Genomic DNA, 23,284 nt, shown 5'->3' on the forward strand with positions numbered 1-23,284 from the left:
CGCCTATCGTACGGTGTCGCTACAGCTAGTAATAACAGGCGTTACAAGCCGTTTTATTTTCCGCAAAAATTTCCGCAGGCATTGCCCAATAAACAGCCGTTATGTTCGCTGGAAGCAAACGATGATCACCTCGAAAACGTACCTTGATCCCGTACTGCCAGAAAACCTGCCCGACTCGATCATTCAGGCTGCGGATCAGTTGCCACGCAAGGCAGCCTTCCTGGCCGGACGTCTGGCCGATGAGACATCCAGGCAACTGGCGGGTCTGTTGCGCATCACCAACACCTACTACTCGAACCTGATCGAAGGGCATCGCACCGAGATTGCCGACCTCCAGGTTGCTCGCACGACACCAAAACGGGAGAGAAAGGAACTCAAAGAGCTGGCCGTGCAGCACATGACGCAGCAGGAGGTGATGGAGCGGCTACTTCGCATGCGGCCAGCGGACAATTTCTGCGCGCTGTTCGATCCCAAGTTGATCGCGACCATCCATCGTCGTCTGTTCAAGGACGCGTCCAAGCAGGAATTGACCTTGGGTGATGGGCGCATGATGGAACCCGGCAGGCTGCGGGCCGAAGAGAACGAGCAGGTCCAGGTTGGCGCGCATGTCGCTCCCGCGGCGGCTGTTGTATTGCCCATGCTTGAGCATCTGCAGCTGCACTACGGACGAATCAGGGATCCGCGGCGCCAATTGGTCGCGGCCCTGGCAGGCCATCACCGGGTGGCGCTTGTTCACCCCTTCCTGGACGGAAATGGTCGAGTGATTCGGATGCTCACCCACCTGCAACTGGTTCACCTCGGGCTAAAACCTTTTCTTTGGTCACTGTCTCGCGGCCTGGCTCGCAGGCAAGATGAGTACTATCGCTTCCTGGCCTTGGCTGATCGCCCGCGTGAGGGTGACTATGACGGGCGTGGCCAACTTTCACAGCGTCACTACTTCAACTTCATCGAATTCATGCTTGATGTCTGCCGCGACCAAATTGAATACATGACCACCTCGCTAAACCCGGCCAAGCTGCGCGAACAGGTTGTTCATGTGTTCTCGACGGATCCTGAGCTTCGCCGTGCCGGCATCCGGCCCACCAGTGCTGCTGCCGTACTGGCGCTTCTCACTCAGGGCGTAATGCCGCGCGCGGAGTTCAAGGTGTTCACAGGTTTGAAGGATCGGCTGGCAACCGAAGAGCTGGGCCGCTTGATCGAAGCGGGGATCGTGGTTAGCAGTACCCCCCGGTCCCGAACGGTGGAAGCGGGGTTGCCCGCACGCTTCGCCGGATTGATCTTCCCAAACCTGCATTTTCAAATGGGCTAAGGTGTGCAGCGACTCAGTTGTCAGCGCCCGGCACTGCACCATGTCGCGAGTCATAGGATTTAACCGTTAGGAGAACGCCAGAATTGACGACTGAACAGAACGAACCTGCCGACGGCCAGGCCCACGCCGCCCAACAGCGCCAGCGCGCCAGTCAGTTGGCCCAGGCCATCCGCACCGAGCTGCGCAAGGCGGTGGTGGGTCAGGCCAGTGTGATCGACGATGTGCTCACGGCATTGATCGCCGGTGGCCACGTATTGCTCGAAGGCGTTCCCGGGTTGGGTAAGACCTTGCTGGTGCGGGCCCTGGCTCGCTGTTTCAACGGCGAGTTCGCGCGCATCCAATTCACCCCCGACCTGATGCCCAGCGACGTCACCGGGCATGCGGTGTACGACTTGCAGACCGAGCAGTTCAAGCTGCGCAAGGGCCCGGTGTTCACCCATCTGCTGCTGGCCGACGAGATCAACCGTGCGCCAGCCAAGACCCAGGCCGCGCTGCTCGAAGCCATGCAGGAGCGTCAGGTCACCCTCGAGGGCCGCGCCCTGCCCATCGCCCAGCCGTTCATGGTCCTTGCCACCCAGAACCCCATCGAACAGGAAGGCACCTACCCGCTGCCGGAAGCCGAGCTCGACCGCTTCATGCTCAAGGTGCGCATGGATTACCCGGATGCCGACCAGGAGCTGGACATGGTCCGCCAGGTCAGTCGTTCGACCCGCGCAGACATGCTCGATGTGCAACCGCTGCGCATGGTGTTGCAGGCCAAGGACGTGCAAGCGTTGCAACGCATCGCCAGCGACCTGCCGATGGACGACCAGGTGCTCGACTACGCCGTGCGCCTGGCCCGCACCACCCGCAGTTGGCCGGGCTTGACCCTCGGCGCCGGGCCTCGCGCGTCGATTGCGCTGGTGCGTTGCGCCCGGGCCCGGGCGCTGTTGCGCGGCGGCGACTTCGTGGTGCCGGACGACATCAAGGGCTGCGCCCTGGCCGTACTGCGCCATCGCGTGCGGCTGGCGCCGGAACTGGACATCGAAGGGCTGTCGGTGGACCAGGTGCTGGGGCAACTGCTCGATCAAGTGCCGGCGCCGCGGTTGTGATAAGGGCGTCTGTGACAAGCGCGCTTTTTATGCCAGGAATACCTTCTATGGCAGGAATGTCTTCTGTACCAGGAATGCTTTTTGTGCCAGGAAAATTCTTTGTGGCAGGCATGCTTTTTGTGGCGAGGGAGCTTGCTCCCGCTGGGCTGCGAAGCAGCCCCCAAGTTCTATCTGACATACCGCCAGGGGACGCTGCGCGTCCAGCGGGAGCAAGCTCCCTCGCCACAGGAAACCTCACTGCAGTAAATTTCTTTGCCAAGGCCAACATCCCCTGCAAGGGCATGCGCCGATGAAACCCTCACGCCTGCTGCTGACCTGGCTCGCCCTACTGCTGGCCGTGAGTATCGTCTTGGGCGCACTGCGAGCGCTGGGCATCGCGGTGCCATCGACGCTGCTGTCGATCAACTGGGGGTTGCTGCTGGCCTTGCTGGCCCTGGCGCTGCTCGACGCGGTGCGCGTCCGGCGCCTGCCCTCGCCGCGGGTGCAACGGCAAATGCCCGGGAGCCTGGCCCTGGGCCGCTGGGGTGATGTCCGCCTGGAAGTCAGCCACGACTTTGCCCAGCCGCTGCACGTGCAGCTTTTCGATCATGTTCCCGATGGCCTGGACTTCGAAAACCTGCCGCAATCGGTCGAACTGCAACCCGGCCAGCGCAGCCAGGTCGGCTACCGCCTGCGCCCGCTCAAGCGCGGTCACTTTACCTTCGTCCAGTGCGAAACCAACCTGCCGAGCCCGCTGGGCTTGTGGACCGACAAACGCCTGCTGGACGCCGTCGACCACACCCGCGTCTACCCGGATTTCGCCAGGCTCTACGACGGCCAGTTGCTGGCGGTGGACAATTGGCTCAGCCAGCTCGGCATTCGCCAGCGGCAACGCCGCGGCCAGGGGCAGGAATTCCATCAACTGCGCGAATTCCGCGAGGGCGACAGCCTGCGCCAGATCGACTGGAAAGCCACCGCCCGCCATCGCACGCCGATCGCCCGGGAATACGAAGACGAGCGCGACCAGCAGATCATCTTCATGCTCGACTGCGGCCGACGCATGCGCAGCCAGGACGGCGAGCTGGCGCATTTCGACCACGCCCTCAACGCGTGCCTGCTGCTCAGCTACACCGCCCTGCGCCAGGGCGATGCCGTGGGCCTGAGCACCTTCGCCAGCGAGCAAAGCCGCTACCTCGCCCCGGTCAAAGGCACCGGCCAACTCAACGTCCTGCTCAACACCGTGTACGACCTCGACAGCAGCCAGCGTCCCGCCGACTACCAGGCCGCCGTCACCGAACTGCTGGCCCGGCAAAAACGCCGGGCCCTGGTGGTGCTGGTGACCAACCTGCGGGATGAAGACGATGCGCAATTGCTCGCCGCCGTAAAACGGCTGGGGCAACAGCATCGGGTGCTGGTGGCCAGCCTGCGCGAAGACGCCCTCGACCGGTTGCGCCAGGCACCGGTGCAAACCTTGCCCGAGGCCTTGGCCTATTGCGGGACGGTGGATTATTTGAATGCGCGGGCCGAGCTGCACAAGCAGCTCGCCGCCCACGGCGTGCCAACCCTGGATTCGCGCCCCAGCGAATTGGGCGCGGCCCTGGTGACCCAATACCTGGCCTGGAAAAAAGCCGGGACCGCCTGAAGCTGATCACTTAAGTAAAACGATGAACCCGTGGCGAGGGAGCTTGCTCCCGCTGGGCTGCGTAGCAGCCCCTTTTTTGGGGAGTGCTTCGCACTAAAGCGCCAGCCCGGTCATGCGGAACCGCATGGGTCCTACAGCGAGCCAGCAAAACTCCGGCTGACTACAGCGCCTTGCGCAACGGACTACAGATCCGCCAGAATCCGCCGGCTTGTGCACCTTGGCCTCGCCCCGTAACTTGATTCGCGTCGCTGATATCCAGCGATCGGGTTTAGTCGCCCGCGGCATATCATCAAGGTGCATTGTGTCTCCATCAGTCAGGTCTCCCTATCCCTGCTCTTGATGGTGGCTGTGCGCAGGGCGCTTCGGCGCGCCGGTTTTTGGTGATTGCCCCGGTCGACTAACCTGCGTACAGCCGCCACCCTCCGTTTAGTCGCGGAGCGTTGAAGGCATCACTTAAAGGTAATCACCATGTTCAAAGCAACACCCAACCCACCACACACCGATCCACTGTCCCCCGACCCCGAAAAGCTCGACGAAGCCGCCCAAAGAGCCCTCGACTACTACCTCAAGCCCAACCACGGCCAACCCGACAAAAAACCTTACAAACAACCGGATTACTTCATCGTCGCCCCCGACGCCGACCCCGAAGGCATGCTCGCCCACACCTACGAAACCTTCTGTTCGGTAAGCACGCTGATTCTGGATCTATCGGAAGACCTGGAAGGCGCCCCCCGCAACCTGGCGTTGGCGATTCACCAGATGGGCGAGATGGGGGTGTTGTTGCTGGAGAAGATGCTGGATAACGAGGCGAGGGTTCAGCGCTAAAAAAGCCGAATGACCTGTAGGACTACAGGGATGAATGACAGCCCTGTGGGAGCGAGCTTGCTCGCGATGGCGGCGGTACATTCAGCATTGCTGCAAGCTGATCCACCGCTATCGCGAGCAAGCTCGCTCCCACAAAGTAATCGCCCCCTAAATGCTCAGGCCGACGCCGGCAACGGATAGAAACTGAAATACTGCCGCAACGCGCTCACCAGTTGCCCATAGTCCGGTGATGCCCCCAGCAGGCTGAAGCCGGCATCGAAATGTTGTGGCGTCACGTCTTCATGGCACCACAGGCACCTGGCTTTCAACTGGATGTTTTGCTGCGGCCCTTCCTCGGCGGGGATTTTCAGGAGCAAGTCAAAATCCGCACCGACCATCAACGGTAAATGGCTGATCAACATCAGTCCATTCTCGGAAACATTGCCCAGGAAACCGATGGGCCTGTCGTTGACAGCATTGAATACTCTCAGGAAATACGGCAATTGATGCCGTTCGATTCGGCGCTTCTTGTACATGTCTTGTATCGCTTTCTTAGCGGCCACATACCGGGCCAACCGATCACTTCGGAACGAACCCAAGCGAGCCCGCTCTCCCCAATACCGGTGCCAGACGCTACAACTGTCTATGAGCCTACTTCTGCCGGTCTCAGGTGCTTCTATAAAGTAGAGATGTTGCTCTAGCCATGACTTGTACAAATATAGCCCAAGCTAAGATGACAACCAGTCCCATGTATTAATTTTCATAAACACGACGGGCAGAGGACGGATGGCCAGGATTACTCCTGGCCACGGGAGGGAGGGTCAAGAAGCAGGACGGATCGCCGAGGCGCTGCGGGTCGGATAGTGACCCAGGCTCTGCAGGGTTTCGAGCCGGGCGCGGGCGCGGAACGCGTATTCGCTGTTGGGGTACTGGCTGATGATGAACTGGTAGGTCTGCGCTGCATCGATAAACAGCTTCTGCCGCTCCAGGCACTGGCCGCGCAGCATCGAGACTTCCGGCTGCATATAGCGGCGGGCGCGGCTGGCGCGGTCGACCTTGGACAGCTCAAGCATGACCTGCTCGCAATTGCCACGGTCATAGGCCTTGTAGGCCAGGTTCATGTGGTGGTTCATTGACCAACGGGTGCAGCCCGTGACGCTCAGGGCCAGGGCAACAAAAAGCACGAATCGCATGGGAGGTTCTCCTGTCTTGAGCTCTGTATCGACCTGGCGGGGAAAATCTTCAGCCGAAAACACTCCCATGGTGAACACCTGTGTGGCGAGGGAGCTTGCTCCCGCTGGGCTGCGCAGCAGCCCCCCAAAAAACAGGGCCGCTTCGCGCCCCAGCGGGAGCAAGCTCCCTCGCCACAGGAGGAATGTGAAAGCCGTAAGAGGCGCAAAAATTTTCAGGAATGTTCATTTCGAAAAACAAACGAAAAAGTAGTGCATATGAACAATGACTACACCCAAAGAGCATAGTAGCCTTCGCTGGCGCTTGAACTTGAGGAGTCTTGCATGTCCGTCCGTCGCACCAAAATCGTCGCTACCCTTGGCCCGGCCAGTAATTCGCCGGAAGTTCTCGAACAGCTGATTCTGGCTGGCCTGGACGTTGCCCGTCTGAATTTCTCCCACGGCACCCCCGACGAGCACAAGGCTCGTGCCAAGCTGGTGCGCGACCTCGCTGCCAAGCACGGCCGCTTCGTTGCCCTGCTGGGTGACCTGCAAGGCCCTAAGATCCGTATCGCCAAATTCGCCAACAAGCGCATCGAGCTGAAGATCGGTGACACCTTCACCTTCTCCACCAGCCATCCGCTGACCGAAGGCAACCAGCAAGTGGTCGGCATCGACTATCCGGACCTGGTCAAGGATTGCGGCGTCGGCGACGAGCTGCTGCTCGACGACGGTCGCGTGGTGATGCGCGTCGAGACCGCTACCGCCACCGAATTGAACTGCGTCGTGACCATCGGCGGCCCGCTGTCGGACCACAAAGGCATCAACCGTCGCGGCGGTGGCCTGACGGCCCCAGCCCTGACCGAAAAAGACAAGGCCGACATCAAGCTGGCCGCGGAAATGGAAGTCGACTACCTGGCCGTTTCCTTCCCCCGTGACGCCGCGGACATGGAATACGCCCGTCAACTGCGCGACGAAGCCGGCGGCACCGCCTGGCTGGTGGCCAAGATCGAACGCGCCGAAGCCGTGGCCGACGATGAAACCCTCGATGGCCTGATCAAGGCGTCCGACGCCGTGATGGTGGCCCGTGGCGACCTGGGCGTGGAAATCGGCGATGCCGAGCTGGTGGGCATCCAGAAGAAGATCATTCTGCATGCACGCCGCCACAACAAAGCGGTGATCGTTGCGACCCAGATGATGGAGTCGATGATCCAGAACCCGATGCCGACCCGCGCCGAAGTGTCCGACGTAGCCAACGCCGTGCTCGACTACACCGACGCCGTGATGCTCTCGGCCGAAAGCGCCGCCGGCCTCTACCCGCTCGAAGCGGTGCAGGCCATGGCGCGTATTTGCATCGGCGCTGAAAAGCACCCGACCAGCAAGACCTCCAGCCACCGCATCGGCAAGACCTTCGAGCGCTGCGACGAAAGCATCGCCCTGGCGACGATGTACACCGCCAACCACTTCCCGGGCGTGAAGGCGATCATCGCCTTGACCGAAAGTGGCTACACGCCGCTGATCATGTCGCGCATCCGCTCCTCGGTGCCGATCTACGCGTTCTCTCCACACCGCGAAACCCAGGCCCGCGCGTCGATGTTCCGTGGCGTCTACACCGTGCCGTTCGACCCAGCGGCCCTGCAACCGGGCGAAGTCAGCCAGGCGGCGGTGGATGAACTGGTCAAGCGCGGCGTGGTGCAGACCGGCGACTGGGTCATCCTGACCAAGGGCGACAGCTACCACACCATCGGTGGCACCAACGGGATGAAGATCCTGCACGTTGGCGACCCGATGGTCTGAGTGACCGAGCGATGAAAAACAAAAGCCCTGCCATGTGAATGGTGGGGCTTTTTGATTTTTGCCTGCTGAAGCCTATGCTGCCTGATCTGCCGCCATCGTCGGATCGCCGCCCGGAGCAAGCTCGCTCCCACAGTAGGTCTGTGGTGTTCATCAATAATGTGTTCAACACAACCTCTCTGTGGGAGCGAGCTTGCTCGCGATAGGGCCGGACCAGGCACCAAAAAACTCAACGCCTGTTGATAAACCCCGACAACGCCGCCACCGCCTCGGGCGAGCGCAGGCGCTGGGTGAACAACTTGCCCTCCTCTTCGATCACCTTGCGCAATGCTTCCCGGTCCGGCGCTTTCATCAGTTGCTTGCTGATGCGCACCGCTTCCGGTGGCAGTGATTCGAAGCGCAATGCCACTTCCCTGGCCTTGGCCAACACCGCTTCGCCATCGTCCAGCGCCTCGGTGGCGATGCCCCATGCGACCGCCTGTTCTCCACTGAAGCCCTCGCCCAACAGCAACAATTGCGCAGCCTTGGCCTGGCCCAGCAGCCGCGGCAGGATCAGGCTGGAGCCGAACTCCGGACACAAACCCAGGTTGACAAACGGCATGCGCAGCCGCGCATCCCGGCTGACGTAGACCAGGTCGCAATGCAGCAGCAATGTCGTGCCGATGCCCACCGCCGGCCCGGCCACGGCGGCGATCACCGGTTTGCGGCAATCGAGCAGGCTGAGCATGAACTGGAATACCGGGTTATCGAGGTCGTTCGGCGGCTGTTCGAGGAAGTCGACGATGTCGTTACCGGCGGTGAAGCAATCGCTGGAGCCGGTGAGCAGCACCGCGCGAATCTGCGGGTCGCTGTCCGCCGTCGTCAAGGCGTGGGCCAATTGACTGTACATCGCCCGGGTGAGGGCGTTTTTCTTGTCCGGGCGGTTCAAGCGCACGGTCAGCAGGCCACGTTCACGGTCGAGCAACAGGGTTTCGGTCATGGTCGGTCTCGCGTCTGGGAATCAGCGCTCAACCACGGGGCAGGAAGACGTCGGCCAGCAGTTGATTGCGCGGCAAGCCGGCCAGGTACAAACGCTTGGCAAAGGCCTCGACCCGGTCGGGATGGCCGCAGAGTAAGGCTTGGGTTTGCCGGGAAACAAGCCGCAGTTGCGCCAAGGCGGACGGCGCCTCGGCCGCGGTCAGCAGCTCCACCGAGAGGTTTTGATGCTTGGCCGCCAGCGCCGCCAGGGGCTTGGCCAGGTAATGCCCGGCCGCATCATGGGCCACGTGAATAAGGCGAATCGCGCCTTGGTGATGCTGGCGCAACGCCTCGCGCAGCAAGCCGAACAGCGGCGCCAAGCCCGTCCCGGCGGCGAGCAGCCACAGCGGCCTGGCATGCCAGTCGGGATCGTAGTGCAAGGCGCCACCGCGCAGCTCGCCCAGGCGGATCGGGTCGCCGGCGTTCATCTGCCGGGCCGCCTCGATGAACTGGCCGGGCTCACGGCAATCGAGGTGGAACTCCAGGAAACGGTCTTCTTCGGGCAGGCTTGCCAGGGAATATGGCCGGGCCACGTCGCCGGCCCACAGCACCAGATGCTGCCCGGCCCGATACCGCAGCGGCCGCTCGGCGGTGACGCGCAAGCGCAACACCTCGCCGCCCAGCCAATCCACTGCCATCACCTGGGCGGCCTGGCCGTCGCGTTGCGGATCGAAGGTGTGAATCTGCACATCCTCCACCACCTGGCATTGGCAGGCCAACCGCCAGCCCTGGTCGCGCTGCGTCGGGCTCAGGGCATCGGGACGGCTGTCGCGCACGTCGCCACCCACGCACTGCACCAGGCAGGCGTGGCAGCTCCCGGCGCGGCAACTGTAGGGCACCGGCACGCCGGCACCGTTCAAGGCGTCCAGCAGGTTACTGCCCGCCGCCACCGTCCAGTGCCGACCGGCGACTGTCAGTTCAGGCATCGACGTTCTCCCAAGCGGCGGCGCACCGATTGCGGCCGTCTCGCTTGGCACGGTACAGGGCCTGGTCGGCCCGCTGCAACGCGTTGTCCAGGTCATCGCCCATGTCCAGCATCGTCATGCCCGCCGACAGGCTGAGGGCGCCGACCTGCAGGCCGATCAGCTCGACTTCGGTGAACGCCAGCCGCAGCCGCTCGCAACAGGCCGTCAGCCTCTGGGGATCGCAGGCGGGCAGCAGCATGACGAATTCCTCGCCGCCGTAACGGGCCAGTACATCGCCTTCGCGCAGGCACGCCGTGGCGACCGCAGCGAACGCCTGCAACACCTGATCGCCGGCGGCGTGGCCGTGCAGGTCGTTGATGCGCTTGAAATGGTCAAGGTCGATCAGGGCCAGGCCATGGGCGACGCCGGGCCGGAGGGTGTTGAGTTCGCGGGAGGCCAGGCGCAGGAAATGCCGGCGATTGAACAGCCCGGTCAGCTCATCGGTGGCCACCAGGTCTTCGAGCTGGCGCATCATGCCGCGCAAGGTGTCCTGATGCGCCTGCAAGGCAAACCGCCGCTGGCGCATGCGCTGGCGTGAGGTCTGGACGTAGCGGGCGTAAAACACCAGCCACACCAGCACGAGAAACAGCACGGCCACCTGCAACCCGGCCAGGGTGGGATCGGGAAGCCTGAAGAAGTAACCGTCCCAGAGAGTAATCGCGGTGAAACTGATGAACACCAGCGACGCGCAGCGCACAAAGGCCCGGCGTGACAGGTGGAACAGCCCGAACAACAGAATCAGCACATAGAACACCAGGAACACGCCCCGGGCCTGGTCCAGGTGCGCCATCATCCAGGTCTGCCAGCCCAGGCCGATCAACACCTGGACTTCGGTGAGACTGGGGTCGGCAAAGCGCAGGTTGCGGTCGGTGATAAACAATGTGAACAGCCCGGCCTGGCACAGCACGACCAATACGCTGCCGATGATGGCACCGCGCAACGAGTCCAGGTAATGCCCACTGAAAAATGCCAGCCACAACAAAACCAGTGCCAGCGCGTACGTCGCGGCCGCCAAAGCGAAGCGTTTCAGCAAAAGACGTTGAATGGCGTTATGGGTCAATCGTTGACTCACCATGGGAAAGGAAACTGACAGGAGGCGTCCTACGCTACAGGCCAGACGCCACTTTAGTGGCGTGTAGGACAAATGACCATTCAATTCTGGAGCAGAAAAATGGCGTCAAAGCAATGGCCCAATTGACGCAGTGGTTGGCGCCCCTGATATCCCTGTGGCGAGGGAGCTTGCTCCCGCTCGGTTGCGCAGCGACCGCAAGATCCTGGGGCCGCTGCGCAGCCCAGCGGGAGCAAGCTCCCTCGCCACAGGCTTTCACCGCCATCCTCATCAGTCCGTCGCGATCGCGAGCAAGCTCGCTCCCACAGGATGCTGGCCTGCGATATACTGCCGCGCCTTTTTAGCGTCGCGCCAGCATGCCCGGCGTGCCTTGACCTGGGGTCAGCTGCAAGCTTCAAGCTCCAAGCAACAAGCTGAAGCAGTACGCGTACTGCTCTGAACTTGCCGCTTGGAGCTTGAAGCTTGCAACTGCCTCATAAAATGTTCCCGTCTTTAGAGAGGAGCGCGACTCATGACCGTGATCAAGCAAGATGACCTGATACAGAGCGTCGCCGATGCCCTGCAGTTCATTTCCTACTACCACCCCGTGGATTTCATCCAGGCGATGCACGAAGCCTACCTGCGCGAAGAATCGCCGGCGGCCCGTGACTCCATGGCGCAGATCCTGATCAACTCGCGCATGTGCGCCACCGGCCATCGGCCGATCTGCCAGGACACCGGCATCGTGACCGTGTTCGTGCGCGTGGGCATGGATGTGCGTTGGGATGGCGCGACCATGGGCCTGGACGACATGATCAACGAGGGCGTGCGTCGCGCCTACAACCTGCCGGAAAATGTCCTGCGTGCCTCCATCCTCGCCGACCCGGCAGGCGCACGCAAAAACACCAAGGACAACACCCCGGCGGTCATCCACTACTCCATCGTCCCGGGCAACACCGTGGAAGTGGACGTGGCGGCCAAGGGCGGCGGTTCCGAGAACAAGTCGAAGATGGCCATGCTCAACCCGTCCGACTCCATCGTCGACTGGGTGCTCAAGACCGTTCCGACCATGGGCGCCGGCTGGTGCCCACCGGGCATGCTCGGCATCGGCATCGGCGGCACTGCCGAGAAAGCCGCGGTGATGGCCAAGGAAGTCTTGATGGAGTCCATCGACATCCATGAGCTCAAGGCCCGCGGTCCGCAGAACCGTATCGAAGAGATGCGCCTGGAGCTGTTCGAGAAGGTCAACCAGCTGGGCATCGGCGCCCAGGGCCTGGGTGGCCTGACGACCGTGCTCGACGTGAAGATCATGGATTACCCGACCCACGCCGCCTCCCTGCCGGTGTGCATGATCCCCAACTGCGCCGCCACCCGTCACGCCCACTTCGTGCTGGACGGCACCGGCCCGGCGGCGCTGGAAGCGCCACCGCTGGACGCCTACCCGGAAATCGTCTGGGAAGCCGGCCCGTCGGCCCGTCGCGTCAACCTCGACACCTTGACCCCGGAAGACGTGCAGAGCTGGAAGCCGGGCGAAACCGTGCTGCTCAACGGCAAGATGCTCACCGGCCGCGACGCCGCGCACAAACGCATGGTCGAGATGCTGAACAAGGGTGAAACCTTGCCGGTGGACCTCAAGGGCCGCTTCATCTACTACGTCGGCCCGGTCGATCCGGTCGGCGACGAAGTGGTCGGCCCAGCCGGTCCGACCACCGCCACACGGATGGACAAGTTCACCCGCCAGATCCTCGAGCAGACCGGCCTGTTGGGCATGATCGGCAAATCCGAGCGCGGCCCGACCGCCATCGAAGCGATCAAGGACAACAAAGCCGTCTACCTGATGGCCGTCGGCGGTGCCGCTTACCTGGTGGCCCAGGCGATCAAGAAATCCAAGGTCCTGGCGTTCGCCGAACTGGGCATGGAAGCGATCTACGAGTTCGAGGTCAAGGACATGCCAGTGACGGTCGCCGTGGACAGCAAGGGCGAGTCGGTGCATATCACCGGTCCTGCCATCTGGCAGAAAAAAATCAGCGACAGCCTGGCGGTCGAAGTGCAGTAACAGGCATTTTGGCGCAGTGAAAAAGGCCGGTGGGGCAACAACCCCACCGGCTTTTTTTATGTGTCAAAGCCCACACAACCTGTGGCGAGGGAGCTTGCTCCCGCTTGAGTGCGCAGCGCTCACAAAAAGGTCTGCTGCGCAGCCCAGCGGGAGCAAGCTCCCTCGCCACAATGAATTACACCTTAAATAGAGATGCAGGCTGACTTACCGCCATCGCGAGCAAGCTCGGCTCCCACAGGGGGACTGGTGGTGTACACCGGATCTGTGAACACCCAAAATCCCCTGTGGGAGCCGAGCTTGCTCGCGATGGCGGTGGGTCAGCTGACATCCATGTTGGATGTGCCGACGTCTTCGCGGGCGCCATGCTATCGTGCCCGCCCGACTTTCCACTGGTTTACGCCAGCATGCTGCCGACCACCCGTACCTTGCGCCTGTCGCTGTACACCTTGCTGATCCTCGCCGGCGCGGCGGTTGCCGCCACCCTCGCCGTGCGCCACGCCGAGCGCGAGGCCTTGGAAGAAGACGCCAGCCGTGCCAGCCAGCAGTTGGCGCTGTATGCCAATTCGTTGCATACCCTGATCGAACGCTACCGCGCCCTGCCCGCCGTGCTGGCGCTGGACCCGGAGTTGCGCTCGGCCCTCAAGGGGCCGGTCAGTCCAGCCCAGCAGGATGCGTTGAATCGCAAGCTCGAACAGATCAATGGCGCCGCCCAGTCATCCACATTGGAACTGCTCGACCACAGCGGCCTGGCCGTCGCGGCCAGTAACTGGCGCCTGCCCAGCAGTTATGTCGGGCACAACTATGGTTTCCGCCCCTATTTCATCCAGACCCGCACCCATGGCACCGGGCGGTTTTATGCGGTGGGCGTGACCAGTGGCATTCCCGGTTACTTCCTGTCCAGCGCGGTGACCGACGACGACGGCAAGTTCCTCGGTGCGATGGTGGTGAAGCTGGAATTCCCGGAGCTGGAGAAAGAGTGGCGCCAGGGCAGCGACACCCTTCTGGTCAGCGATGCCCGGGGCATCATCTTCATCGCCAATCGCCCGGGCTGGCGTTATCGCCACTTGCAGCCACTGACCGACAACGACCGCGCCGAACTCAAGGCCACCCGTCAGTACGACAAACAACCGTTGCAAGCCCTGACCTATGAGCCGCTGCGCCGCTTCGATGACAACAGCCATCTGGCCCGGGTCGAAGCCCCCGATGGCTCGGCGGATTACCTGTGGGAATCCTTGCCGTTGACCGCCGAGGGCTGGACCCTGCACTTGCTGCGCCGCCCGCAGATCACCTTCGAGGACTTGCGCAACGCCGGGCTCGCCGCCGCTGGCTTATGGTTGGCGCTGGTGTTCCTGTTGCTGTTTCTCAACCAGCGCTGGCGCCTGGCAAGGTTGCGCCAGCGCAGCCGCGAAGAGCTGGAACGGCTGGTGGAGGAGCGCACTCGGGATCTGCGCACGGCCCAGGACGGGCTGGTGCAGTCGGCCAAGCTGGCGGCGTTGGGGCAGATGTCGGCGGCCCTGGCCCATGAAATCAACCAACCGTTGACCGCCCAACGCATGCAATTGGCAACCCTGCGCCTGCTGTTGGATCACGGTCGGGTCGATGATGCCTACAAGGCCCTCAAGCCGGTGGATGACATGTTGACCCGCATGGCCGCCCTCACCGGCCACTTGAAAACGTTCGCGCGCAAAAGCCCCAGCGGCCTGCGCGAACGCCTGGACCTGGCGGCGGTGGTGGACCAGGCCCTGCAACTGCTGGAAACACGCCTGCGCGATGAACAGGTCAGCACCGTGCTGCACCTGACCCGCCCGGCGTGGGTGCGCGGCGATGCAATCCGCCTCGAACAGGTGTTGATCAACCTGCTGCGCAACGCCCTCGACGCCATGGCCGGCCAACCGCTCAAACGCTTGGAAGTGCGCCTGGAGGCCGATGAGCAATTGTGGCGCCTGACCGTCAACGACAGCGGCACCGGCATCGCCGAGGAGCACCTGGCCCAGGTGTTCGATCCGTTCTTCACCACCAAGGCCGTGGGCGACGGCCTGGGCCTGGGGCTGGCGGTTTCGTTCGCAATCATTCATGAATCCGGTGGGCGGCTGACGGCGGATAACCACGGGAACGGCGCGGTATTCTGCGTGACCTTGCCCATCGATCAGGAGACGCAACTGCATGCTTGATTCAGTCATGGTCGTGGATGACGAAGGCAGCATTCGCAGTGCCGTAGAGCAATGGTTGAGCCTGTCGGGGTTCCAGGTGCAACTGTTCAGCCGCGCCGACGAATGCCTGGCCCGGTTGCCGGAGCATTTCCCCGGGGTGATCCTCAGCGACGTGCGCATGCCCGGCCTCAGCGGCCTGGAGCTGCTGGCCGAAGTGCGTCGCCGGGATCCGGACCTGCCGGTGATTCTCTTGACCGGTCACGGCGACGTGCCCATGGCAGTGGAGGCCATGCGCGACGGTGCCTACGACTTCCTGGAAAAACCCTTCAGCCCGGAAGCCCTGCTTGGCAGTTTGCGCAGGGCCCTGGACAAGCGTTTCCTGGTGCTGGAAAACCGTCGACTGCACGAGCAGGCCGATGCCAGGACCAGGCTTGATGCCACCTTGCTTGGCGTCTCCCGCTCGTTGCAAAACCTGCGCCGCCAAGTGCTGGACCTGGCGACATTGCCGGTCAACGTGTTGATCCGTGGTGAAACCGGCAGTGGCAAGGAATTGGTCGCCCGTTGCCTGCACGACTTCGGCCCACGGGCGAGCAAACCCTTCGTGGCGCTGAATTGCGCGGCCATCCCCGAACCACTGTTCGAAGCGGAACTGTTCGGCCATGAAAGCGGCGCCTTCACCGGCGCCCAGGGCAAACGTATCGGCAAGCTCGAATACGCCGACGGCGGCACGCTGTTTCTCGATGAAATCGAAAGCATGCCTCTGGCCCAGCAGGCCAAGTTGCTGCGAGTTCTGCAGGAGAAGAAGCTCGAACGCCTGGGTTCCAACCAGAGCATCCATGTGGACTTGCGCATTGTCGCCGCGACCAAGCCGGACTTGCTGGACGAAGCACGGGCCGGGCGTTTTCGCGAGGACCTGGCCTACCGCTTGAACATCGCCGAGCTGCGCCTGCCACCCTTACGTGAACGGCGCGAAGATATTCCGTTGCTGTTCGAGCATTTCACCCACAGCGCCGCCGAACGCCTCGGCCGCCCCGCCACGCCCTTGAGTGGCCCGCAACTGAGCCATCTGCTGAGCCACGATTGGCCGGGCAACGTGCGCGAGCTGGCCAACGTCGCCGAACGCCAGGTATTGGGGCTCGATCAACTGCCCGTCCTTGAGGCGGAGCCGGGCCAGTCCCTGGCGGCCCAGCAGGAAGCCTTCGAAGCCCAATGCCTGCGCGCCGCCCTGACTCGACATAAAGGCGATGTGAAAGCGGTGCTGGAGGAACTGCAACTGCCGCGCCGCACCTTCAATGAAAAGCTGCAGCGGCATGGGTTGAGTCGAGAGATGTTCCTGGAGGACAACTGATGGGCTGTCGCGACGCGACTCGCGATCATCCCTGGCCTGGGTTAACCCGACAGCAAACTGGCAATCAGCCGTTTCCTGCCTGCCACATCCAGCGCGCGGTAGCCATCCAATAGCAATTCTTCGTCCGGCGCCAAGGCCGGTGCGGTTGGCGCACGCTCGCCCGTCAGGACGTAGTGGACATCCACCCCGATCGCCACCAGTTTCGCCACCAGATCGGCCGGGCATTTCTGCCGCCCGGAGACCACTTCTTTCAAGCGTTGCGGGCTCGACTCGCCTGCCGCACGAGACGCGGCGGCCAGCGAAACACCACAACGCGTAATTTCTTCGCGCAGGCGAACGTGGATATATTCCACCAAAACTATTGACATGGTGTATATATCCCACCAAAATCGCCAGCACAAAAAACGGCCATCATCGCCTCACTAGAATCGGCACCACGGCCGTGCAAAGACTGCGCGCATTCGGAATCCCATCCATTTCGCAGTAATCAGCAAGCAGGGTGCATTGAGCATGAATTTACTCCGGAAATTTCCTACAGGAAATAGCGAAGAGTCTGAAAGCAAAAAAGAGGTAGGACACGGGGTCTTGCGCGGCGTATCGAAGCGCCGTTTTTTGATGCATGACCGCAGGTTGGGTCGAAACACGTCCCCTATGTATTAAACGTTGATCGTCCATCTTCCTTGTTCGAGGTTTTAAATGCATTTGTATCAAGTGTTTACCCGTCCCTGGGCTGCCCTGGGCAAACTGGCATTCATGACGCTCGCCATCAGCCTGTCGTTGCCAGCCACCGCGAACATGGTGGTCTACCCGATGAACAGCACCATTGGCGCCGAGCAGGACGGCATTGGCCAGATCCAACTGCACTCCAAGTCCGACAAGGTGCAATACATCAAGGTCAGCGTTACCCAGATCCAGCGTCCCGGCACGCCGGACGAACACGAAAGCCCGCTGTCGCCGGCCGATGCGCTGGGCATCGTGGTCTCGCCGCAACGCACGGTACTGGCACCCGGTGCGAGCCGCACGGTACGGATCATCGCCCAGTCGATGCCCACCGAGGAAACCGTCTACCGAGTCTATTTCGAGCCCGTGGGAGCGCCCGACCTGGTCGACGAAGACGTCCTGGAACAGTCAGGTGTACAGCCGAAAGTCGGCGTCAACCTGGTGTGGGGTGCCCTGGTGCGCCTGCTACCCGACGAGCGCCGTACCAGCATCAAGCTGCAACCCAAGGGCAATGAACTGCGCAACGACGGCACCCTGCGGGTCGGGGTGTTGCAGGTCGGCCGCTGCACCGACATGGCGGGGGAGAAGGATTGTATCTGGAATGACGTCAACCGCAGCCTGTATCCCGGCAACACCCTGCCCGTCTCCGCCCCCGGATCGAACGGCAACGTCATCGTACGTTTCGTGACCAGCGACGACAGGCGTCCGCGCACCCTCGCCATTCAGCCGTAACCCCCATTTTATTGACCCAAGCTACGTGCAGCGCACGTGGTTGGGCCCCCGTTCACCCACAGCAAAAGAGGAACACCCATGAAATTGATGAAATTCGCCCCATTGGCACTGGTCGCCCTGACCTCGCTGCCCGCCATGGCGGTGGAGAAAAGCCTGCTGGTCTACGCCGATGTCGACCCGACCCTGGAAATCCTCCAGTCGGACGGCAGCCCGCTGCCGGCGTCCATGGAAATGGCTTATCTGCCAGGTTCCGGCCTGCAGCCGACTCGGTTGGGTACGCGGATCTACAGCAATGACACCGACAAGGACATGACCCTGCGTCTGATCACCAATCCCGTCCTGGCCAACATGACCAACCCCGCCGCTACAGGCATCCCGCTGAGCGTCAGCTATGGCGGGCGAGCGCTGAACACCACTGGCGTCACGCTGCCTGCCGCCGACCTGTTCCCTGGCGGTGACGCCACCGGCGGCTCGATCGAGCAAGCTCTGGACATCCGCCAGACGACTGCTGGGGCAATCACCAATGCCGGTCGCTACGAAGGCATCGTCAGCCTGGTATTGACCCAGCAGCCGTAAGTAACGCCGGTTTTTCCTCAAGAGGGAGGTACGGCGCCGTCGTACTTCCCTCTTCCTTCGTCAAGGCCCTGTATGAAACGCCACTTCACCGCACTCTCCATCTCCCTGACCTGGGTGCTGGCCGATGCCGTATCGGTCGCGTCCACCGACCTGCCCCAGGTGCCGGCCGGTTTCGAGGCCCTGGTCGAGGGTCAGGTGGAACAACTCGAACTTCAACTGCTCAACCGCAACCTCGGCCTGCACCCTGTGGTGGTGCGCCCCGGCCGTATCGAATTCCAACAGCCCGAGCGAATCGCAGCCCTGCTGATCGAGGCCGGCGCATCGGCGTCCTCCGAAGAATTACTGCCCCTACTGTCCGAACCGTTGCCCAGCAACAGCCAGTTGGCCTGCTCCTACGGCTTGGCCAGCGAAGCGAGCTGCGGTTACCTGGACACCGACGCGGTGGCCGTGATTCTCGACGAGGCCGGTGCGCGCCTGCAAATCCTCATGCGCAAGGATTGGCTGCCGGCCAGCGACACAGCGGCGCTGCGCCTGCATACGCCCTCCGAGGCAGCGAACGCCTTGGTCCATCGGCAAAATATCAACATCGCCCAGGCCGACAGCTATCGCGCCCTGGGCGCCAGCGGCCTGGGCGCGGTCGGCCTGGGCGCGGTCGGCCTGGGTGACAGCAGCCACTTTGGCTTTACCTGGAACTACCAGGCCTACCAGAGCAAGCGCGGTAGCGACAGCAGCCTGGAATTCAACAACGCCTATTACCGCCAGGATTTCGAACGCGAACACTACGCCCAGGCCGGACGCATGGACATGAGCAACCTGTCCAGCGCCGAGGGCGGCAACTTCAGCTTCAGCCTGTTGCCCCTGGGGCGGATCGACGGCGCCCGCGTCGGCACCACCCTGGCCTACCTCAACCGCGAGGTCGTCGGCCAAGGCACGCCGATCTCGCTGATCCTGACCCAGCGCTCGCGGGTCGATGCGTTCCGTGGCGAGGAGCTGCTGTCCACGTCCTACCTGGATGCCGGCGTGCAGAATGTCGACACCCGGACCTTTCCCAACGGCAGCTATCCGGTGACCCTGCGGGTGATCGAGAACGGTCAGGTGACCCGCACCGAAACCGTTCCTTTCAGCCGCACCGACGGCAATGGCCTGGGGGACGACACCGTGCAATGGTTCCTGCAAGGCGGGCGTACGGCGGAGCATTCGCTGTACGAACAGGACCCTTCCGGCGTGGCCCAGACCGGCCTGCGCATCCCATTGCGCGATGACCTGGCGCTCACCAGCGCGATCACCTGGCTGGACTCGGCGTTCTACAACGAAAACCGCCTGGACTGGGCCGGCACGCTGGGCGCCAGCAGTTGGTCGTTGTCCGGCGCCCTGTTGCGCGGCAACGACGGCGCGAGCGGCAACAGCCAACAAATGACCTTTACCCACGGGATCTCCTGGAGCGTGTACCGCTACTCGCTGAAGAGCCCGTCCTGCGAGCGCACCACCCGCGCCTACCAGCAGAGCGGCTGCAACGAATCACTGACCGCCAGCGCCTCCTTGCCGCTGGCCGGTGGCACCCTCAGTGCCGGCTACAACTACAACCGGTATGCCCAGGTGAATCCGTTTTCCTACTGGAACGACTTCCCCGAAGAAGACGACCCGACCAGTGACCTGACCACCTCGACGTGGGCCAGGACGTTCCAGGTCGGCTTTTCCCGAGGCCATGCCCTGGGACCGTTCCAGCTCATCCATCGCGTCGGCGCGTTCCGCAATGCCAGCGGGAACCGCGAGACCGATCATGGCCTGTACCTGAGCCTGAGCCTGTCGCATAACGAGCGCTCGCCCACCGGTGGCTATCGCCAGAGCAACGTCAGCCTGGATGCGCGCCGCGAGCAGAATGCCCCGGATAGCCTGCGCACCAGCCTGGGCCATACCCGCGCTTGGGATGGCGAACAGGGCAGGAACGAACTGAACACCGGGGTTGGCTACGATGACCTGGGTCGTTGGGATGCCGAGCTGGGCGGACGGATCGAGCGCAACTGGGGCGAGTCCAGCCTGACGGTGGCCCAGCGTGGCGGCGACCAACAAGACTCACGACCTGGGTTCAGCGGCAACCATTCTTCGTCCCTGGCCCTGGGCCGCGACGGCTTCTTCTGGGGCCAAGGCCAGGGCGGCACGGGCCCCGGCGCGGCAGTGGGCATCATCGCCGCGCCGCTGGAAAACGCCACGGGCGCGGCGGCCAAGGTCAGCGGCGGCTACGGTGCCCAGACCAGCATCGGCTTCGGTGAGAAACGGCTGATCCCGGTCAACGGTTTCGAAGCCACCCACACCCGCATCAGCGACGCCGATGCTTCGCGCCAGAACCTCAGTTCGGTGAACGTCGGCAACGGCAACCGCGAGTGGTTCCTGCCGCCGGGCAAGCTGGCGGTGCAACGGATCGAGTCCACCCTCAGTTATACCTACGTCGGCCGCCTGGTGGATGCTCGGGGACAACCGCTGGTCCAGGCCGCGATCCTCAATGCATCGATGATGGAAACCGGCGAGGACGGCAGCTTCGTCGTCGACCTCAATCACCACCCCGACCCTTTGTTCGCCTTGGACCTCAACGGCGTACACGCCTGCACCGTACAAACCCGCGCCGCCCAGAGCAGCCTGCGGCGGGTCGGCACGCTGACCTGCGAAAGTACCACCCTGGATGCCTTGCCCAAGGACCTCAACGACCCGGATCGCCTGGGTCGCTGGACCGCGCGTCGCAGTGCCGCATTGTCACTGGATAAGAGGAGCCAGCCATGAGCGGAGCTTTCGTACATTGGGGGCGGCGCCTGATCGCGCTCATCGCTGCGGTCACCGCGTTGCCAGCCCTCGCAGACATTCATCCCAGCGACTACTACCAATCCGTCGTTCTCGATTTCGACCGTTCAAGGCCGAATCCAACGTATTACCTTTGGGACAAAATGATCCATGGCTGGAGCGCACAACACAAACCGGGGGCCGGTTATACCAACATGCACTTTGTCTGCCTGTCCAACACGGATCCGGCCAACGGTCAGTGCTCCACGACGACAACTGGACGGCTCGGCACGACCAACATACCGCTGCGCTTCACCGAACGGCGCAGCGGCCTGAGCTATGTACTCGTTGTCAAAGGCCAACTCTACCGCAAGTTTCCGAACAATCTCTGCAATGGGGGCTGGGATGGAAAGGCATTTGTATTGACTACCAACGCCCCTGCTTATTGCAATCAGGAAGAAGAAGAGATCACCCGCCGATCGGAAGGAACAGGCTCAACACTCTGGATCCCCCAGTCGGAATTCGCCAAGTTGCCCTCCGGCGGTATCTGGACGGCAAAGATGATCTTGAAACTCAAGTTGTATGCTTCACAGGACATCGGTAGAGCCTATACCTACACCGTCGACTTCAAGCTCGACGTCACCGACCCCGACAATATGCAGATCTACCTGCCCGCCTACGGCATGAGCACACCGCAGGTGGACCTCAACCTGCGCACCCGCCCGTTGAGCACCGCACCGGGCGGCATCGTCTCCGGCCGGTCCGTGGTCGATGCCTGCCTCTACGACGGCTACAACGCCAACAGCCACAGCTATGAAATTCGCGTCACCGGCACCAACCCCGTACCCGGCATGGAGGGTCGCTTCTTCGTCCACCACACGTCCGGTGGTAGCGGCGAGCGAAACCGCATCGAATACACGGTCCGCACCCGCACCGCCAACCTGGGAGAGACGCAGCATGTGTCCGGGCAACCGGTGAGTTTCAACGGGATCAACAATGCGGATATTCGTGCGGTGAAGCTGCCCAATGTGCCGTTTCCAGTGGTGTGTACGCCTTGGCCCATCACCTTGGACACACCAGCGTTCAACCAGATCGACAAGAACACCGGACAGTACCGGGGGGAACTGAAGCTGGAGTTTACCCCCTCTACCTCTTCACCTTGAGGCATTGGTGGTGCCTGGACTGGCCTCATCGCGAGCAAGCTCGCTCCCACATTTACCCTGTATTCACAGGTCCATTGTGGGAGCGAGCTTGCTCGCGATGGGGCCGGTAAAGCCCCCGAATTTTTCCCATTTAGCCATGGGGGGCAAAGATGACATCGCGGCGATGAAAAACAGGTCGGCCATGTATGAAATATCTGTCATTCAACTGCGATTAATCGCGCGTTAATGCCCGTGTCCCACTCTGGGTTCACTGAATCGATGTCCTGCGCAAGGTTCGCTGCGATTGCCAAAGCGAGTGAATGCGCCTGCCTAATCATCGATTTAATCGATTGTTATTAGCATTTTTTTGCGCTTTTCAATCAATTTTATTGGCGTAGCATTCAACCCATGCAAGACACATCGCCAACGAACCCGGAGTAATCACCATGAAAACCAAACTGATCATCGCCCTGACCCTGTCTGTACTGGCCGCCAACACCTTCGCCGCCGATGGCTTCGACCGTACCGTTGCCGCTGATGGTTACGACCGCACGGGCGCCGCCACTGTTGCTGCCGATGGCTTCGACCGTACTAACGGCGCCCTCGCTGAAGACGGCTTCGACCGCACCAACGGCGCCATCGCTGAAGACGGCTTCGACCGCACCAACGGCGCCATCGCTGAAGACGGCTTCGACCGCACCAACGGCGCCATCGCTGAAGACGGCTTCGACCGCACCAACGGCGCCATCGCTGCCGATGGCTTCGACCGTACCAACGGCGCCATCGCTGCTGATGGCTTCGACCGCACCAACGGCGCCATCGCTGCTGATGGCTTCGACCGCACCAACGGTGCTATCGCTGAAGACGGCTTCGACCGCACCAACGGCGCTGCCATCAGCTAATCCGATAACCCTCCCTCACAGCCCGGCTTCGGCCGGGCTTAGTTGTTTTTGGGGTCAGTGAAACCCCA

Annotated in this window: 19 protein-coding genes; 13 read left to right on the plus strand and 6 right to left on the minus strand. The window is 62.4% G+C overall.

What is annotated here, in order from left to right; translation table 11 throughout:
• Window positions 1–121 precede the first annotated feature (121 nt).
• The 4 genes from J3P85_RS23250 (at window position 122) to J3P85_RS23265 (ending at window position 4,846) form a co-directional block, all read left to right on the plus strand.
• Window positions 122–1,309, plus strand: a complete 1,188-nt coding sequence (locus J3P85_RS23250; protein WP_434703661.1) for a Fic family protein — start codon at window positions 122–124, stop codon at window positions 1,307–1,309.
• An 83-nt stretch (window positions 1,310–1,392) separates the two neighbouring features.
• Window positions 1,393–2,400, plus strand: coding sequence for an AAA family ATPase (locus J3P85_RS23255; RefSeq protein WP_250963390.1), 1,008 nt, complete (start codon window positions 1,393–1,395; stop codon window positions 2,398–2,400).
• Between the two features lie 289 nt (window positions 2,401–2,689).
• A complete protein-coding gene (locus J3P85_RS23260) occupies window positions 2,690–4,021 on the plus strand; it encodes a DUF58 domain-containing protein (protein WP_434703663.1) in 1,332 nt (443 codons plus the stop codon).
• A gap of 468 nt (window positions 4,022–4,489) precedes the next feature.
• Window positions 4,490–4,846, plus strand: a complete 357-nt coding sequence (locus J3P85_RS23265) for a DUF6124 family protein (protein ID WP_434703664.1) — start codon at window positions 4,490–4,492, stop codon at window positions 4,844–4,846.
• A 155-nt stretch (window positions 4,847–5,001) separates the two neighbouring features.
• Here the strand turns inward: J3P85_RS23265 and J3P85_RS23270 are convergent, their stop codons facing one another.
• The gene (locus J3P85_RS23270; protein WP_434703666.1) at window positions 5,002–5,361 is read right to left on the minus strand and encodes a PilZ domain-containing protein; all 360 of its coding nucleotides are present in this window, start codon (window positions 5,359–5,361) and stop codon (window positions 5,002–5,004) included.
• Between the two features lie 285 nt (window positions 5,362–5,646).
• Window positions 5,647–6,018 (minus strand): tetratricopeptide repeat protein, encoded by a 372-nt coding sequence (locus J3P85_RS23275; RefSeq protein ID WP_186729432.1) that lies wholly within the window; start codon window positions 6,016–6,018, stop codon window positions 5,647–5,649.
• Between the two features lie 321 nt (window positions 6,019–6,339).
• Here J3P85_RS23275 and pyk point away from each other — a divergent pair, with 321 nt between their 5' ends.
• Window positions 6,340–7,791, plus strand: a complete 1,452-nt coding sequence (pyk, locus tag J3P85_RS23280; protein WP_053124684.1) for a pyruvate kinase — start codon at window positions 6,340–6,342, stop codon at window positions 7,789–7,791.
• 226 nt (window positions 7,792–8,017) lie between these two features.
• Here the strand turns inward: pyk and J3P85_RS23285 are convergent, their stop codons facing one another.
• From J3P85_RS23285 to J3P85_RS23295, 3 genes are read right to left on the minus strand one after another with little or no spacing between them, the layout of a single operon-like run.
• Window positions 8,018–8,767, minus strand: a complete 750-nt coding sequence (locus J3P85_RS23285; RefSeq protein ID WP_434703668.1) for an enoyl-CoA hydratase — start codon at window positions 8,765–8,767, stop codon at window positions 8,018–8,020.
• Window positions 8,768–8,795: 28 nt separating this feature from the next.
• Window positions 8,796–9,731, minus strand: a complete 936-nt coding sequence (locus J3P85_RS23290) for an iron-sulfur-binding ferredoxin reductase (protein WP_250965949.1) — start codon at window positions 9,729–9,731, stop codon at window positions 8,796–8,798.
• On the minus strand, window positions 9,724–10,830 hold the full coding sequence (locus J3P85_RS23295; protein WP_434703670.1) for a diguanylate cyclase domain-containing protein: 1,107 nt from the start codon (window positions 10,828–10,830) through the stop codon (window positions 9,724–9,726). The genes J3P85_RS23290 and J3P85_RS23295 overlap by 8 nt, the downstream gene beginning before the upstream one ends.
• Window positions 10,831–11,350: 520 nt before the next feature.
• Between J3P85_RS23295 and J3P85_RS23300 the strand changes: the two genes are divergently transcribed.
• From J3P85_RS23300 to J3P85_RS23310, 3 genes are all read left to right on the plus strand, one after another.
• On the plus strand, window positions 11,351–12,874 hold the full coding sequence (locus J3P85_RS23300) for a fumarate hydratase (protein WP_434703671.1): 1,524 nt from the start codon (window positions 11,351–11,353) through the stop codon (window positions 12,872–12,874).
• Between the two features lie 404 nt (window positions 12,875–13,278).
• Window positions 13,279–15,045, plus strand: a complete 1,767-nt coding sequence (locus J3P85_RS23305; RefSeq protein ID WP_434703672.1) for a sensor histidine kinase — start codon at window positions 13,279–13,281, stop codon at window positions 15,043–15,045.
• Window positions 15,038–16,372 carry a sigma-54-dependent transcriptional regulator gene (locus tag J3P85_RS23310; RefSeq protein WP_434703673.1) on the plus strand — a complete coding sequence of 445 codons (1,335 nt, stop codon included), beginning with the start codon at window positions 15,038–15,040 and terminating at the stop codon, window positions 16,370–16,372. The genes J3P85_RS23305 and J3P85_RS23310 overlap by 8 nt, the downstream gene beginning before the upstream one ends.
• Window positions 16,373–16,413: 41 nt before the next feature.
• On the opposite strand, the gene J3P85_RS23315 is transcribed toward J3P85_RS23310, so the two are convergent.
• Complete coding sequence (locus J3P85_RS23315) at window positions 16,414–16,740, minus strand: hypothetical protein (protein WP_434703674.1); 327 nt, start codon at window positions 16,738–16,740, stop codon at window positions 16,414–16,416.
• Between the two features lie 328 nt (window positions 16,741–17,068).
• On the opposite strand from J3P85_RS23315, the gene J3P85_RS23320 reads away from it, so the two are divergent.
• The 5 genes from J3P85_RS23320 (at window position 17,069) to J3P85_RS23340 (ending at window position 23,216) form a co-directional block, all read left to right on the plus strand.
• Entirely contained in the window at window positions 17,069–17,824 is a 756-nt protein-coding gene (locus tag J3P85_RS23320; protein WP_434703675.1) for a hypothetical protein, read from the plus strand.
• Window positions 17,825–17,902: 78 nt separating this feature from the next.
• Window positions 17,903–18,400: a CS1 type fimbrial major subunit gene (locus tag J3P85_RS23325; protein WP_434703676.1), complete on the plus strand. Its 498-nt coding sequence runs from the start codon at window positions 17,903–17,905 to the stop codon at window positions 18,398–18,400.
• A gap of 72 nt (window positions 18,401–18,472) precedes the next feature.
• The gene (locus tag J3P85_RS23330) at window positions 18,473–21,175 is read left to right on the plus strand and encodes a TcfC E-set like domain-containing protein (RefSeq protein ID WP_434703677.1); all 2,703 of its coding nucleotides are present in this window, start codon (window positions 18,473–18,475) and stop codon (window positions 21,173–21,175) included.
• The gene (locus J3P85_RS23335) at window positions 21,172–22,335 is read left to right on the plus strand and encodes a CfaE/CblD family pilus tip adhesin (protein ID WP_434703679.1); all 1,164 of its coding nucleotides are present in this window, start codon (window positions 21,172–21,174) and stop codon (window positions 22,333–22,335) included. Before J3P85_RS23330 ends, J3P85_RS23335 begins: the two co-directional genes overlap by 4 nt.
• Before the next feature lie 425 nt (window positions 22,336–22,760).
• Window positions 22,761–23,216 (plus strand): heme utilization protein, encoded by a 456-nt coding sequence (locus J3P85_RS23340; protein WP_434703681.1) that lies wholly within the window; start codon window positions 22,761–22,763, stop codon window positions 23,214–23,216.
• Window positions 23,217–23,284 lie beyond the last annotated feature (68 nt).

Source organism: Pseudomonas sp. Z1-12 (genome assembly GCF_051132015.1).
In the GTDB taxonomy this organism is placed as follows: domain Bacteria; phylum Pseudomonadota; class Gammaproteobacteria; order Pseudomonadales; family Pseudomonadaceae; genus Aquipseudomonas; species Aquipseudomonas zanjanensis.